The sequence below is a fragment of the Thermosipho atlanticus DSM 15807 genome, from assembly GCF_900129985.1.
GTDB classification, from domain to species: Bacteria; Thermotogota; Thermotogae; order Thermotogales; family Fervidobacteriaceae; genus Thermosipho_A; species Thermosipho_A atlanticus.
Map to the genome: position 1 here is coordinate 433851 of NZ_FQXN01000001.1, position 15176 is coordinate 449026.

9 protein-coding genes and 1 pseudogene are annotated in these 15176 nt (G+C 28.7%); 6 read left to right on the forward strand and 4 right to left on the reverse strand.

Annotated features, from left to right (window positions below):
- Positions 1-208: 208 nt before the first annotated feature.
- Positions 209-1534: an ATP-binding protein gene (locus BUB65_RS02245; RefSeq protein ID WP_073071689.1), complete on the forward strand. Its 1326-nt coding sequence runs from the start codon at positions 209-211 to the stop codon at positions 1532-1534.
- A 355-nt stretch (positions 1535-1889) separates the two neighbouring features.
- Positions 1890-2030 (forward strand): annotated as a pseudogene (locus BUB65_RS02250) (transposase); the annotation flags it as partial.
- 234 nt (positions 2031-2264) lie between these two features.
- On the opposite strand, the gene BUB65_RS02255 reads toward BUB65_RS02250, so the two are convergent.
- The 3 genes from BUB65_RS02255 to BUB65_RS02265 all read right to left on the reverse strand — a co-directional run bounded on the left by BUB65_RS02255 (position 2265) and on the right by BUB65_RS02265 (position 6787).
- Positions 2265-3725 (reverse strand): monomeric [FeFe] hydrogenase, encoded by a 1461-nt coding sequence (locus tag BUB65_RS02255; RefSeq protein ID WP_073071691.1) that lies wholly within the window; start codon positions 3723-3725, stop codon positions 2265-2267.
- A 14-nt stretch (positions 3726-3739) separates the two neighbouring features.
- A complete protein-coding gene (locus BUB65_RS02260) occupies positions 3740-3982 on the reverse strand; it encodes an NAD(P)H-dependent oxidoreductase subunit E (protein WP_073071693.1) in 243 nt (80 codons plus the stop codon).
- Between the two features lie 759 nt (positions 3983-4741).
- Positions 4742-6787: a serine aminopeptidase domain-containing protein gene (locus BUB65_RS02265; protein ID WP_073071695.1), complete on the reverse strand. Its 2046-nt coding sequence runs from the start codon at positions 6785-6787 to the stop codon at positions 4742-4744.
- Positions 6788-7451: 664 nt separating this feature from the next.
- Between BUB65_RS02265 and BUB65_RS02270 the strand changes: the two genes are divergently transcribed.
- The 4 genes from BUB65_RS02270 (at position 7452) to BUB65_RS02285 (ending at position 14789) form a co-directional block, all read left to right on the forward strand.
- Positions 7452-9836: an AAA family ATPase gene (locus BUB65_RS02270; protein WP_073071697.1), complete on the forward strand. Its 2385-nt coding sequence runs from the start codon at positions 7452-7454 to the stop codon at positions 9834-9836.
- A gap of 4 nt (positions 9837-9840) precedes the next feature.
- A complete protein-coding gene (locus BUB65_RS02275; RefSeq protein ID WP_073071699.1) occupies positions 9841-11139 on the forward strand; it encodes a hypothetical protein in 1299 nt (432 codons plus the stop codon).
- 223 nt (positions 11140-11362) lie between these two features.
- Positions 11363-11587 carry a class II glutamine amidotransferase gene (locus BUB65_RS02280; protein ID WP_268807470.1) on the forward strand — a complete coding sequence of 75 codons (225 nt, stop codon included), beginning with the start codon at positions 11363-11365 and terminating at the stop codon, positions 11585-11587.
- Positions 11588-11876: 289 nt separating this feature from the next.
- Positions 11877-14789 (forward strand): site-specific DNA-methyltransferase, encoded by a 2913-nt coding sequence (locus BUB65_RS02285; protein ID WP_073071701.1) that lies wholly within the window; start codon positions 11877-11879, stop codon positions 14787-14789.
- Positions 14790-14821: 32 nt separating this feature from the next.
- Here the strand turns inward: BUB65_RS02285 and BUB65_RS02290 are convergent.
- The coding region (locus BUB65_RS02290; protein ID WP_200773524.1) for an ATP-binding protein at positions 14822-15176 on the reverse strand (355 nt) is incomplete at its 5' end.

Genomic DNA, 15176 nt, shown 5'->3' on the forward strand with positions numbered 1-15176 from the left:
TAATATTAAAAGGATACAAAAAAAATTAAAACAATTAAGAAAAGAAAATATATATTAACAAAAAATTGAAAATATATTTGCAAGAAAACAACAAAAGAAACAAAAAAAAAACACTTTGTAAGTACCTGTCAAATTATACTTTTGAAAAACGTAATAAATAGTAAACATGAAGATTTTGAAAATAATTTAGGATGAAAGGTGTGAAGGGATGGAAACACACAATATAGAATATAAAGAGTCATTTGGTGATTCCGTACTAAAAGCAATATGTGAAATGGCAAATGCGAACGGTGGAGTCGTGATTGTTGGAATCTCAGATAATGGTACAGTTAAAGGACTAAAAATAACAAACAGAGATCTTGAGAAAATCACAGAAAAAATTGTCAGCAAACTGGGTATTCATCCCGAAATTGAACTGAAAGAGGAAAATGCAAAAACTATTTTGGTAATAAAAGTTTCTAAATCCAATGTCCCTATCTCTTTTAACGGTAGATATTATGAAAGAGTGGGAAACACAACAAGAGAAATGAAACCTGAGAAATTAAGATCATTTCTTCTCAGAGGTACAAACTGGGATTCTATTATAAATGAGAATGCGGAGTTTAACGAAATTGATGAAGAGACAGTAAGAATGTTTTTGAGAATGGCAAAAGCAAAGGGAAGACTCACCATATTTGATGAAAATGTGGATATAAAAACTCTTTTTGAACATTTGAAATTGACAGTAAATGGTAGATTGACAAATGGAGCAATAATACTATTTGGAAAAGACCCGCAAAAATATTTCATAAACGCTGTGTTGAGAGTTATAAGGTTGAAAAACGAGATAACACCTATTGGCGATAGATTTATTGATGGGAATCTTTTTAAACAGGTTGTAATGGGGGAAGAAGTAATTAAAAATTTCATAAATGTGAAATATGAGATTAAAAAACTTGTGAGAAAGGAAATATGGGATTATCCTTTAGAGGCGATAAGAGAGGCTCTACTTAATGCCTTGATTCACAGAGATTATTTTAGATGGAATGTTCAGACGCAGATAAAGATTTTTGACGATTATATATGGTTTTATAACATCGGTGGGTTACCGGAAGGTATTACACTCGAACAGTTAAAAGGACCTCATTCTTCTGTTCCAAGAAATCCTTTAATCGTACATATCTTTTATCTTGCTGGTTTTATAGAAGAAATGGGTTCAGGAACAGGAAGGATAATAGAAAGTATGAAATCAGCAGGACTTCCAGTACCTGAATTTAAAGAGGAAATGGGTGGATTTTCTGTTTATTTCAGAAAAGACATTTACACAGAGGAGTATTTGAAAGAACTTGGCCTAAATGAGAGGCAGATAAAAGCTGTTATGTATGTGAAAGAAAAAGGAAGAATAACGAATAGGGAATATCAGAAGTTAACAGGGATATCTCGACAGATGGTAACCATAGATTTAAAGCAGCTTGTAGAAAACGGAGTGTTTGTGAAGATTGGAAAAGCTGGTGCAGGTGTTGCCTACGAATTGACTAAATTGACTAAGGATTGACCAATAATTGACCAATAGATTGGTGAGGTGGTAATAAGGAAAACCTCCCAAAAAAGAATATAAAAATAAAGAATCTCTTCTATATCTTTCAGCCAAATATTTGAGAAAGTAGGAAGAAGCATTAGAATTTTATCCAAATAAAGCCGGATATGTTGTAAACTATTGACATTTTAATATTATGGTTTGGGGCAAATGAAGGGGAATATTTAAGGGGATAAAAGGATTACTGGCAGTGTAAAATAAAATTTTTAAACACAGTTATGGTTACAGAAAAAGAAGCTTGAACATAAGATTAGGAAAATTGGAATTGAAAAAGTCACAATGATAGCCGACGTTGAAGATGAACTCTTTTGGGGAAACTACGAATATGTTGGGACGAATAAACAAAGATCTAAAAAAACGTACTAAAGCAGTAGGAGCTTTTCCAAATGATGGGGCATTTTTAAGGTTAACTGTAGCAATTTTGCTTGATATTAGGAAAGAATGGTTACTTTAAAGGAGATACTTGGATATGGATTATTAATCTGTTTTAGAGTACAAAGTTATTTTTACAGAAATTTCTTAACAGAACCTTTTGTCTTACTGTTTAAGTGTTGCTGTAAATTTATGGTGTTTGTTATATCGAGAAATATGCACGAGAGCAAATGAAACAGCTACCTTTTAATACTAATTTATCTTTTAAAGTTTTTGATTTTATTTGAAAACACTTTGGTGAATTCCTCAACATTTTTCATACTTTTTCTGCAGTTGAAAATGTTCTTTTTAAATTATTAAATGCAATCCTTGGATCTACCAAAATACCTGGCCCGCCTATACAACCCCCATCACATGCCATCCCTTCAAATATTTCAACTTGTATTTTTCCCGACTTTATTTCTTTAAGAGTTTTCATACACTCGGATAAGCCGTTTGCTGAAACGATTTTTATATTTTCTGCTAAATCAGAAAAACCTTCTTTTTTAAGATAATACTTAACAGCGTTAGCGACTCCTCCTGTAGAGGCAAAATTCCAGCCATATGACGATGGTCCTTCAATACTTTCTTCTTCAAGAAGCATAGGTTCTATCTCAAATGCGGCAAAAAGAGCCCCTATTTCTTCAAATGTGAGTACATAATGTGGTATCCCATTTTTTTTAGCTTCCAGCTTTTTGGCTATACATGGACCTATAAATACTATTTCATAATCAGGGTATTTTTTCAAAATTTTTTGTGATAACATAACCATTGGTGACGGAATTGGAGAAATATTTTTGGAAAACTCTGGGAAAAGTTTTTTAACAAGCTGGACGAAAGCAGGACAACATGAAGTTAACATTAGTTCCCGAGTTTCAGCAAAATGCTTTGCTTCTTCTCTTGCTACCATGTCTGCTCCTTCGGCAACCTCAAATACTTCAAAGAAACCTAATTTTTTAAGTGCTGCCTTAAATTGTGCGACGGTAACTTTGCTTCCAAATTGCGAAACAGCTGAAGGAGCATAAATGGCAATTATCCTGTCATTGTTTAATAACTTGTGTGTTACCTGTAATATTTGAGAGGGGGTTTTAATTGCGCCAAAGGGACAAGCAATATAACATGCCCCACAATATGTACACTTTTCGTATAATATATCCATGTATCTCTCTTGTGTGGTTGAAATTGCTTTAGGAGCACAGGAAGATTCACATGGTCTTTCTAATTTTGTTATAGCGTGGTAAGGGCACGCAGATGAACATAATCCACAATTAACGCACTTACTATAATCAATTTTAGCTCTATTATCAATAATTGATATAGCACTTTTAGGACAAACACTCATACATGAATGTGCCAGACAATTCCTGCATAAATCTGTCACATAGTACTTTCCTCCTGGACATTCACTACAGATTTCTTCTATAGCATTTATAAACTTATCCGTTTCCAATAATTCTGAAGTACCTTCTATTATTGTATCTACATATGGTACTATTTCAAAAAGTTCTAAATCCTCAGACTTTGAATAGTCTAATCCTAAAATGAATTTTATGTGTTCTTTTACTATTTCTCTCTCGTAGAACATTAAAACCTTGTTTTCAAAGTTTTTTTCGGTTACAAAACGTTTAGGGAACTTAGCAAGTGATGTTTTTAGCTTCTTGTTTTTATAGGATTTCACTAATTCATAATACAGTTTACGCCTAAGTTTAATTACATTATTCAATACAAGCTTCCTCAAAAAATTACCTCCTTTCAGATAATATCTCTAATTAATTGATCTAGCATTTTAGGCGTAACATTTTCGTAATAATTTCCATTTATCTTTACAACCGGAGGCGTTTTAGCCTCATTACAAACATTAAAACAGGGACTAAATTTATAGTCGAGTTTGTTCTTGATTTTATCAGGTAAATTTTCTATCACTTCAACTAATGCATGAGACCCCATTATATGACACATAGTTCCCACACATATTTCTACTTTTATTTTCTCCATACTTAACCCTCCTTAATTTAATTAACTTATAACTTAAATCTATTTGAGATGTTTTTCACAAATATTATACGCCACAACTTAAACTCTATAGTTATTATTTATAGAAAAGTGCCATTGATTTTATGTAACATAATATTTTTGTGCAGTATTTTTCTTGGTAAATAGTTGTTTTAAATAACAGTCATTATAAATTTCTTGAATAAATTTTCACATTAAAAATTATATCACATTTTACTTTAAACTTTGTTTTTGTGTTTTTTAACCATTGCTCAACTAAATATTTGATTACATTGAATGTAAAAATTTGAAGGCAGCATCTTTTTGTATTTCAAACTTTTCTTATTAATTACTAAAGAATTGTAGTTTTTATATCGTGAAAATATATAATCTAAGCATTTTCATGTTGTTACCTTTCTTATAAATACCGTACTAATAAATATTATTGATATGAATTAAGAATGAAATATTTTAAAAAGCATAAATAACATTTTAATTAAATATCAGAATATCTATTGAATGTCTTTTACAATGTAAGCTTCAGAATTTCTCACAATTGATTCTATTAATTTTCTAATTTCGTTTTCTAATTGACTTTGTTTTTTACGTCTTTCTCCTTAGTTGGTTTGTTTTGTTATTTGTAACTATGTTTACATTTCTAAAATAAGAAGACCATATGCCGCTTTATGTTGGCATATGGTTCTTCCGTTATTTTCAGAGTCTGATGGTCACTGCTAATCTTAGTAATATTAAATTATAAAATCACTTCAAACTAACATATGTAATAGTATTGGCTGCCATAATCATCGTCATTAAGATAGCATTTAGGAAAGCAGCAGTATATACATTTCCAGTTTTTTTAAATAAATATTTCATATATACTGTTGCAACTAATAAAGTTGGAATAAGTGCAAATAACAATATACTTGTTAATGATTGGTCTGGGTAAAAGGCTCTTCCCGTTGCAAAGAGGAATCCATAGTGAAGTGATAAATAGACTACTAGTCCCCCAAACATTTGAGTAAAAGCTAACAAATATCCTTTCCATCCTTTAAATTGATTGGAAAGAGCATTTACTACTATTGTCATAACAAAGTAGAATATAAAATAAAGCGGAATATATCTAAGTGCAGCACTTAGATGCCAAGTTTCAAATGTTTTTATTGCCCAGGTCCATATCCTAAAATCAGTCTTGAAAATAAAATCTACAATATAAAGGACTAAATATGATAAGAAAACTGCAATGCTTACAGTAATCAGTGAAACAATAATTGATTTTGGGTTTACCAAGAATCCATAGTGCTTAGAACTTGCTCCTGCCGGTTTTTTTATGGTGAAATAGTTTATTAATTCTATTATTAATACTACCTCAGCAACTACAATTGCCCAATAAAGAATTTGATTAGTTGTTGGTTGATTAAAATAACTGCTTAATTTGAACATTTTATTTGAGTAAATAATAGTTAATAACAAACTTAGATTTGCTAAAACTATTAAAATTGTTCCCAGGATTGTAGATTTAGCTTTTTCTTTTCTTCTTAAAGCAACAATTATTCCAATTATTGCCGAAGCAATCATTAATGTTATTGAAGAATATTTCAGAATATCCATGCCAACTCCTTTTTTGTCCATCAACGTTGGAAAGAATAGTGCAGGAAATGACATAGCAAATATGGTTAAAATCCATAAAATTGCTCCTGATTTTTTTGAAAACTTGCCTTTAAAAGTTTCAACTGGTTTGGTTTTTAGCAAAGAGAAAAATGGTAAGTTCATAAGTAGCAAAATTAATGCAACTGGTAACATAAAGAAACCAATAAGTCCAAGAAATTCAGAATATTCTTTTAAAAACCAAATTTGATTTGTTTTGGGTAAATCAAGATTTAATAAATCGGTATATTTTGCAAATGCACGTGAATAAAATTCAATCTGATGTCCTGTAGTAGTGTAAGAGAAATGATTCCATGGATGAATTTCATATGGTTCGAAAATTACTCTTAAAGCTCCATTTTTTAAAGTGTAAAAAGTATCTTGCTTTGGCTCAGGAGGATTACCTAGAAATGCTTTCCCTTCAGCTGTTTTAACATAATCTTTAAAGACAACTGTTTCACCAGTTTTCCAAGCCTCTGGATCAAAGAAAAAGTCATCATAATGTGCAGCTACGATTCCGATTGGTCTAGGTCCATATGCTTGAAATGCTACATCAGCCGTTACTCCAATATAACTTGAAATGCTATAGTCTGAAGCCATTGGTAATCCAGCATATATTTTTCTAATACCAGTTTGTGCAAAATCTTGTTCATCTTTTACAATTGCCATAGTAGTTGAAAAACCACCCATAGAATGTCCTGCTACACCTATAATTCCATTTCCATTCTCGTCCTTCAGGACATAATCTTGTTTGTACATATATTGCACAGCATCATATAAACTTACTGGCCAAAAAGTAAAAAATGCACCAGAAGCATTATATTCTTTCCCGTACAAAGAATGTCCATGTTCGTACATGTCGAGTGCAAGAACTACAAAACCTCTTCTAGACATTTCAATTGCTGCAGCATCTTGCATTTCAGCAGAATTTAAGTAACCGTGTGTTGTAATTATAGTGGGTTTAGGATTACTGGAATTTGCATCTTTCGGCATGTAAAGCAAACCAGAGAGTGTGCCATTTTCTGTATCGAACTTTATACGAGTAACTTTAACATTATAAAATGAGGTGTTAAACATTTGAGCTAAAAAACTTCCTAAGATTATAAGAATTAATGAGACCATAATAAGTTTTTTCCCTGTGTTTTTCCTATTTACTTCCATGAAAATCCCCCCTTTTTTAAGGATAAATTTTCTATAAGGTTATGTAAAAATAAATGGCCATTTACCTTCTACAGGTAAACGGCCTCTCCAAGCTCTCCAAGCCTCTTATTGATGATTATAACATAAAAATTATGTTTAATTATTTTTTCATTTTTTTTTATATCTAGTAACAACTTATTTGATTGTGAATATAATTTTGAAAATTCCTTGTGGTGGAAAATAATGTGTTAAGAATCAAGATTAAGTTTGTTTATTGTTTTATTTTGTCCTCTTTCAACAAATGTTCCAGATAGTTAAGATTTAATAATTATGAAAGACTTATTTCTTCATCAAATCATATTATTGTATATTCTTGATTTGTTGGTTTTTTAACCAATCAACTTTGTTTACAATTTTTGTACAATACGTTATTATGAAATACACATAACATATCTACGTTTTGTTCTAATAAGTTGTTTTTGTTGAGGAGTCTAAGTCATTTGCATTATGATAATTCCTTGTGTTTTTAAGTGTTTTTACTACTCATTAACTTGTTACTTATACACTGGGCAGTTGCTGAGGACTTTCTTAATCTTGAAAAAGGCAGATTTTTAAAATTATGTAATTTTTAGGTATAATATTGTTAAAGAACAAATCCCGTGAATAGTCAAAGAGAGGTGAAATAGTGAATATAGAGAAACTAAGAAAATTTTGGCAAGAAGATAATTACTTTGATATTGCAATTGATGAATACAAAAAATTTAAAAATACTAATATTTACAATGAGCAATATAAAAAAGAAATTCTTTCAGAATTAAATAGTTTTTTTAAAAAAATTGAGATAAATTCAGATAATGTAAATGAAGTAATTGAAAGGTTAAAAAATTCTAATCCATCTAAAGGAAGCTTTGTTCATTGGATAGAAATAGACAATCTTTTAAAAATTACTAGAAGTTTTCCTGAAACTATGGCAAATGCTTTGAACGTATTATATGACGGAAGCTTTGTTTTAATTGAAAAGTTAAAGGAATTTGAGCAGATTATAAAAGAAGTTAAGCCAAATTTTCGATTGGGGACACCATTAATAGGTTATCTTCTAGCAAGTTTTGATTATGAAAAATATCCGTTATACAAAGATGAAATATTTAAAAATCTGTTGAATTTTTTCAATATTGAATGGAATTTTGAAAATACTATCGAAAAGTATTTTTCATATTTTCAGACTTGTAATTTGCTTAAAGATTATTTTGTAGAAAAAGGGTATTTGAAAAATCCAAATATCTTAGATATTCAAGATTTTATTTATTGTGTTTTTTCAAGTGATTATCAAGAATTATTATTTAAATTAAATCTCAAGTATTTGCATGAAAAATCTAAATTATTGTATAAATTTGAAAATGATATCGATTTATTTATGAATTATTTGAATAATTTAGATAAAGGCTATTTAGAATATCTTTATGAAAAATATACTGATAGTGAGAAGGTAAATTTAATTAGAGCTAAAATAATAGAATTGTTGATTAATAATAAAAAATTAACAGTTGAAAAACTTGAAGAAATTAAAGAAGCAATAAGTAATTTGTACGATAAGGATATATTAGTAGTTTGGAATAATTTTAGGATTCTTTTTCCTTTATATTATGAAAAATACAAAAAAAGGATAAAAATAATTCTAAAAAATATTGCCGGAATTCTAAAAAGTCTAGTAGCTGAAAATATCGATAGAAATTTGAAATTAAAGACTCATATTGTGGATTTTTATGGAGCACAAAATTTTGGAAAAGACGAATGTTGGGTTGCTTTATTTCCAGAAGAAAAGGCTAGTCATAAAAAATCTGCACAGCTTTTTTTAATTGTATTTCCTGAAAAGATAGAGTATGGCCTTATACTAGGTTGGGATGTAAGGAAAGGAAAAAAGTCCCAAGGATATTTCGATGATGTGGAACACAAAACTTCAGCAGATGAATTAAGTTTAAATGTTTTGCTAAACAAATATAAAGAAATTTTCCCAAAATTCCTTGAAATTAACGGGTTAGATTCTTCAAAAGTAATTAACTCCTCCAGTTATAAAGGATTAGAAACAAAAGATAAAATTGTTAGTACTAGTGGGATAATTTCACAAATAGATTGGAACAAGTTTAGTATAAAGAACTTATATTTTGAAAATAGTGAATTACTAGTAAGTCAAATTTTAATATCCTTAAAATCTGGAAAACATATTATTTTAGTTGGTCCTCCGGGAACTGGAAAATCAAAACTTGCAAAAGAAATTTGTGAAAGTTTGGGGATAAGTTATGAGTTCACAACTGCATTATCTGATTGGTCAACTTTTGACACAATAGGTGGTTATAAACCTAATCCAGATGGAACTTTGTATTTTGAAGAGGGCATATTTTTAAAAACATTAATGAACAAAAATCATAAAGAATTAAAGTGGCTAATTATAGATGAAATAAATAGAGCAGATATTGATAAAGCTTTTGGACCATTACTTTCGGTTTTAACTGGTGATCAGGTAGTTTTGAGTTTTAAATCAAGATCTGGAGATAATATAAAAATTGTTCCAGAAACTGATGGAAACATTATTATAGAAAACGATAACATATATGTTCTTCCAAAAGATTTTAGAATTATTGGTACTATGAATACTTACGATAAAACTTCGTTATATGAATTAAGTTACGCTTTTATGAGACGTTTTGCTTTTGTTTACATTGGTGTTCCTAAAAATATAAATAGTGATGTGTTGGAAAACTATTTGGAAAAATGGGATATCAAAAAAAGTGTAGGATTAAGAGATAGTCTTGCTGAAATTTGGAATATAGTTAATAAATATAGGTTAATTGGTCCTGCTGTTATAAGAGATATCGCTGAATATGTGGAAAACGGTGGTGATTACACTTCAGCATTAGTTTTATATGTTTTACCCCAGTTTGAAGGATTGTCAGAGACTAAAATCAAAAATTTTGTAAGTGAGCTTGTTAAATCTAGTATTGGAGAATTTTCCAATCAAAAAGATGTTTTAACTGAGTTTATTAAAGATTTTTTTGGTATTAGTATGGAGTGAGCAGATGAAAACTCCAAAAGAATTATTAGTTAAAGAAATTGGTTCTGATTTGATTAATTATTTAAAGTCTGGAACAATTTCTGTAAATAGTTTTTTGAAGGTTTTAAATCTTAATATAGAAAACCTTCAAGATTTACTTAAAATACATTATATTCTTTTAAAAGATGTAAGAGAATACATTTTTTCACTTCCAGAGCTAATCAGAAAGTTAAGAGTGTCCACTAATGTTAGTAAAGAATACTCCTATGAAGGTGTTAAAGGCCAAATCGATTGGCAAGATACAATAAAGGAAAGGCTTAAGAGAAATTATAAGGATAGAACTTTATATTGTAAAAATGAAAGAAATAAATATTACAATACAAAAGAAAATATAATTTTGAAAAAGTTTTTAGAGACAGTTTACAAAATAATTTTTGAAGAAATAAAAATGGAAAGGTTTACAAATTACGAATGGTATAGAGATGGGAAAATTATTAATGGTACTGTTAAAAATATTTACGAAAAAAACATATACATGAATAGAATTAATCTTGAAGATATAAAAATTACAGAAAGAATGCTAGAAGATGTATCAAAAAATAGAAATATTCTCTATGCTAAAGCAGCAAAACTTTTAAAAAAATATTATGAAATAGTAAATTTAAAAGTTCCTATAGATGAGTTGAAAAGTGTATTTGAAAAAACATTTATTGAAATAGCAGATGAGAATACGCTTTTTGAACTTTATTGGATAGTAAAAATTATTAAAAGCAATGCAAGTAATTACAAAATGTATATAATGGATGATAAGAATAATAAGGTAGCAACTTGGGAAGATGAAAATTTTACCTATACTATATATCACAATAGCACAGGCTCTTCTGAATTATTTTTCAATATTTATTTAGACGAGGTGAAAGATTTAATAAATAAAAATGAATATATAACAAGACTTACAAGTGTGATAAATGAATTTTCGAAAATTAGGAAAGAACTATTTGGAATTAGAAAAGAAAATAACCTGTGGAATGGAAGACCTGACATATTATTAGAAATAAGAGATAATAAAACGGGTGAAATTAAGAAAATTATAATTGGTGAAGTTAAATATACTACTGATCAAGATTATATGCTTGAAGGGGTACGACAACTTCTTGAATATATACATTTTATAAAATATAAAGACAACGAATATATCTATAAAAACAAACAAATACAAATAGAGGGATTTTTATTTGTTGATAATATACCCTTTAATGACATTGATGATAGTTTGATAAAGATTTATAGCATAGACAATAAAAATATTAAAGTAAATGTTTAAAAGTAGGGGAAGGAATAGTTTGTGTCAACTTTTGGAAATGTCTTTTAATTATCTAGTAAGGCCAAACATTGTGGATGGGAAATAGCATTTTATTCTTATGGTAATATATTTGATTTTGAAAGTTTAAAACTAATTTGTTATTTACTTGACCAAATTGATGAAAGAAATATAAAAAGTTAGGAAAAGGGAGATTTCCAGTGTCTTTTAGAAAAAACTTATAGAAATAAACCAATTAAGTAGGTTCAACTGTATATTTTCTGATGGAGATTATTTGTTCTGTTATTTTGATGAGAAAGGGTATAGCGGCCTTTATTATGTTCAGAGAAGTCCACCGTTTAGCAGGGTAAAATTGGTAGATGAAGATTTTTCAATAGATCTTTTAAAAGAAAAGAAGCCAGGAGTAACAGGATATGTAATAGCAACAAAAGTATTAACAGACGAAAAATAGGAAAAATTTTACCCAGGAGAACTTATTATTTTTAAAGATGGTGAGATTGTTTATTCGAATAAACATGATGTTTGAATAATATGCAAAAATGAATTTTTTTTAATTTATTTTCATAATTGACAACTTAAGGTATGAATTATTTGATAAAATAATAACGGAGTAGTTATTGCATATACGATTCACTTTATGTTATATAGTTTTGTCTTAAAGTATAGAAGAAATTAAATTTTCAAGGAATAGTGAAAAATTATCATTATTGTAAAAAATAAAAATATAAGGAGTGTAGGAGATGGAGAGTGAAAAATTAAAAGAAAAGTTGAGAGAAAAACTCAGAGAATTATTTCGATTTGAGAGTGAAGATTTAGATTTTGGAATTTATCGATTAACGAATTACAAAAGGAGAGAAATTGAAAACTTCATTAACAAGGATTTAATAGAAGAAATTCAGAAACAGCTCCAATTACTTGGAGAAGAGGAAAGTCAAAAAATAAAAGAAGAATTTGAAAAAACAAAACAGGAAATAAAGATAACGCTTGGTGAAGATGCTTTTGAAAATGGTGAATTAAATGAGAATTTTAAAAATACTCCTTTAGCAAAGAAATATTACGAGAAGAAAAAACAATTAGAAAATATGGAAATTTCAGAAGATTTAGAAAGGCAAATTTACAACCATATAATCAATTTCTTTTCCAGATATTACGACAAAGGAGATTTTATAAGTAAAAGAAGGTATGGAAAAAACGAAAAGTACGTGGTTCCTTATAACGGAGAAGAAGTTCTACTCTATTGGACAAACAAGGATCAGTATTACATAAAAACCACGGAATATTTTAGAAAATATACATTCAAGGTTAAAGGACTAACTGTCAATTTTAAGGTTGTTGAGGCAGAAGAAGAAAAAGCAAATATAAAATCCCAGGAAAAGAAATTTTTTGTTTTGAATGAAAAAATATTTGATTTTGATGAAAAAAATAAAAAATTAAATATTTATTTCGAATATAGAACTTTAAATAATGAAGAAACAGAGAAATATAAACAAGGTCAAACAGTGTCTCAAGATAGAATAAATGAAGAGATTGTAAGAATCTTAGACAACAAAACTCAACAAAACATTTTGACGAGATTGATTTTTGAAAGAGAAGGCGAGAAAACTTTAATAGAAAAACATCTTTACAGATATACAAGAAGAAACACAACTGATTATTTTATTCATAAAGATTTGAAAGGATTTTTAGAAAGGGAATTAGATTTCTACATCAAAAATGAGTTTTTACAATTAGAAGATTTGCAGGTTTTGGAGGAAAGCGGGTATTTTGACAAATTAAGGCTTTATCTAATCGGAGTTAGAGCTTTCAGAAACATTGCTTTAAAGATAATTGAGTTTTTGGCACAGATTGAAAACTTCCAGAAGAAGTTATGGGAGAAAAAGAAGTTTGTTATTGATACACATTATGTAATTACTTTGGATAAGATTAAAGAGTATGCGGGAGAAGAGTTCCTAGAAAGTATTTTAGATGAGATTTTAAACAATGAAAAGCAATTAAAAGAGTGGAAAGAATTGTTTGGGATAGATATTAAGGGAAAAGATGACTTAATTCTAAATAATGGGCAGTTGCAATTAAACGGAAAAGAATGGAAGAAATTGCCAATAGATACAAAATACTTTGATGAAGAATTTAAGTGGAAATTGTTAGTTTCTTTGAGTAAAAATAATGATTTAGATGAGATTTTAGATGGAGTTTTAATCAAAAGTGAAAACTTTCATGCTTTGAATTTGCTTTTGAACAAATACTACGAGAAAGTGCAGACGATTTATATTGATCCGCCGTTTAATACAAAAACATCTGAAATCTTATATAAAAACGGATATAAACATTCCACATGGCTGACTTTGATGGAAAATAGAATTTATTTGGCAAGAAAATTTATTTCTGAAAATGGAATTTTTATTTCAGCAATTGATGAGACAGAAGTAAGGTATTTGATGAATTTATGTGATCAGATATTTAATAAAAAAAATAGAATTGGAACAATAATTGTTTTGGCAAATCCTCAAGGAAGAGTTGATCGTAAATTATCATTAACTTCGGAGTATAACCTTATTTATGCTAAGAATATAGAGAAAACGCCTGATTTGGGAATATCTAAAGAAGGTAAATGGACAAATTTGAAAAGAACAGGAACGAATTCAAGAAGAGAGGACAGACCTTTAAGATTTTATCCAATCCTTTTGAAGGAAGGAAAAATTTTTATGATAACTGATGAAGAATATTCTAAAATTTATGACAAAGAAAAAAAACAGTTTAATGATGATTTTTTAAAAACAATTGTTGATAAATACTCTAAACAAGGATACGATGTTATTCTTCCTATGAGCAATTCGGGAGAATATTTAGTTTGGCAAAGAGAGTTTGAAAGGGTGAAAAGAGAAAAAGATTTCTACAAAATAATAAATGGAAATATATATACTCCTCCTATTAATGTAAAAACTCCAAAAACGATATGGATTGATCCAAAGTATTCAAACCCAGAATATGGAACTGAATCACTCAAACATTTAATCTGGAATAAAAACATAGATGTATCAAAAAATACGCCAAAGAGTGTTTTCACAGTTTCTGATTTTTGTAATTTAATACCTTCAAATTATATCCTTGACTTCTTCGCAGGTTCAGGAACAACCGCTCATGCAATTATGAAACTGAACAAAGAAGATGGTGGAAAAAGAAAATTCATTCTTGTGGAAATGGCAGATTATTTTGACACTGTTATTATTCCAAGAATAAAGAAAGTAGCATATTCTTTTAACTGGAAAGAGGGAAAACCTCAAGATACAGATGGGATCGGTATTTTCTTCAAATACCATACATTAGAACAATACGAAGATGCTTTGGAAAACATTGAGTTTGAAGAAGCACAGGAAACACTTTACGAATTTTCTGATTACTTTGTCAAATACATGTTTGAATGGGAAACAAAAAGCAGTAAAACATTTCTTAATATTGATGATATGAAAGATCCATTTAATTACAAATTAAAAATTATAGAAAACTATCAACCAAAAACAGTTAATGTTGATTTGGTTGAGACATTTAATTACTTACTTGGTTTGCATGTTAAAGGCTATAAAGTTTTGGAAGAAAATGGCAGGAAGTATGTTTTTATATTTGGTAAGTGTAAAAGTCAACATAAAAATGTATAAAAAAGGGAAAATAAAAATGTACAAAAAAAGGATTATTGTTGTTTAGAAGAATTAGAGAAAAATTCAAGTTTTTCCTTTAATCTATAAGATTTTCCTTTAATTAAGATTACGTGGGAATGGTGTAATAGTCTATCTAATATTGCTTGAGATAGTACAGGAGAACCAAATATCTCGCTCCATTCTGAGAACGGAGTATTGGTTGTTATTATTGTTGAATGTTTTTCATATCTTTTTGAGATTAGTTGGAAGAATATATTTGCTCCATCTTTATCTATTGGTAAATATCCTATTTCATCTATTATTAATACTTTGTATTTTGCAAAGTGTTTAAGTCTTACTTCTAATCTATTTTCTTTTAGAGCTTTTTTCAATTGAGCTATTAATTCT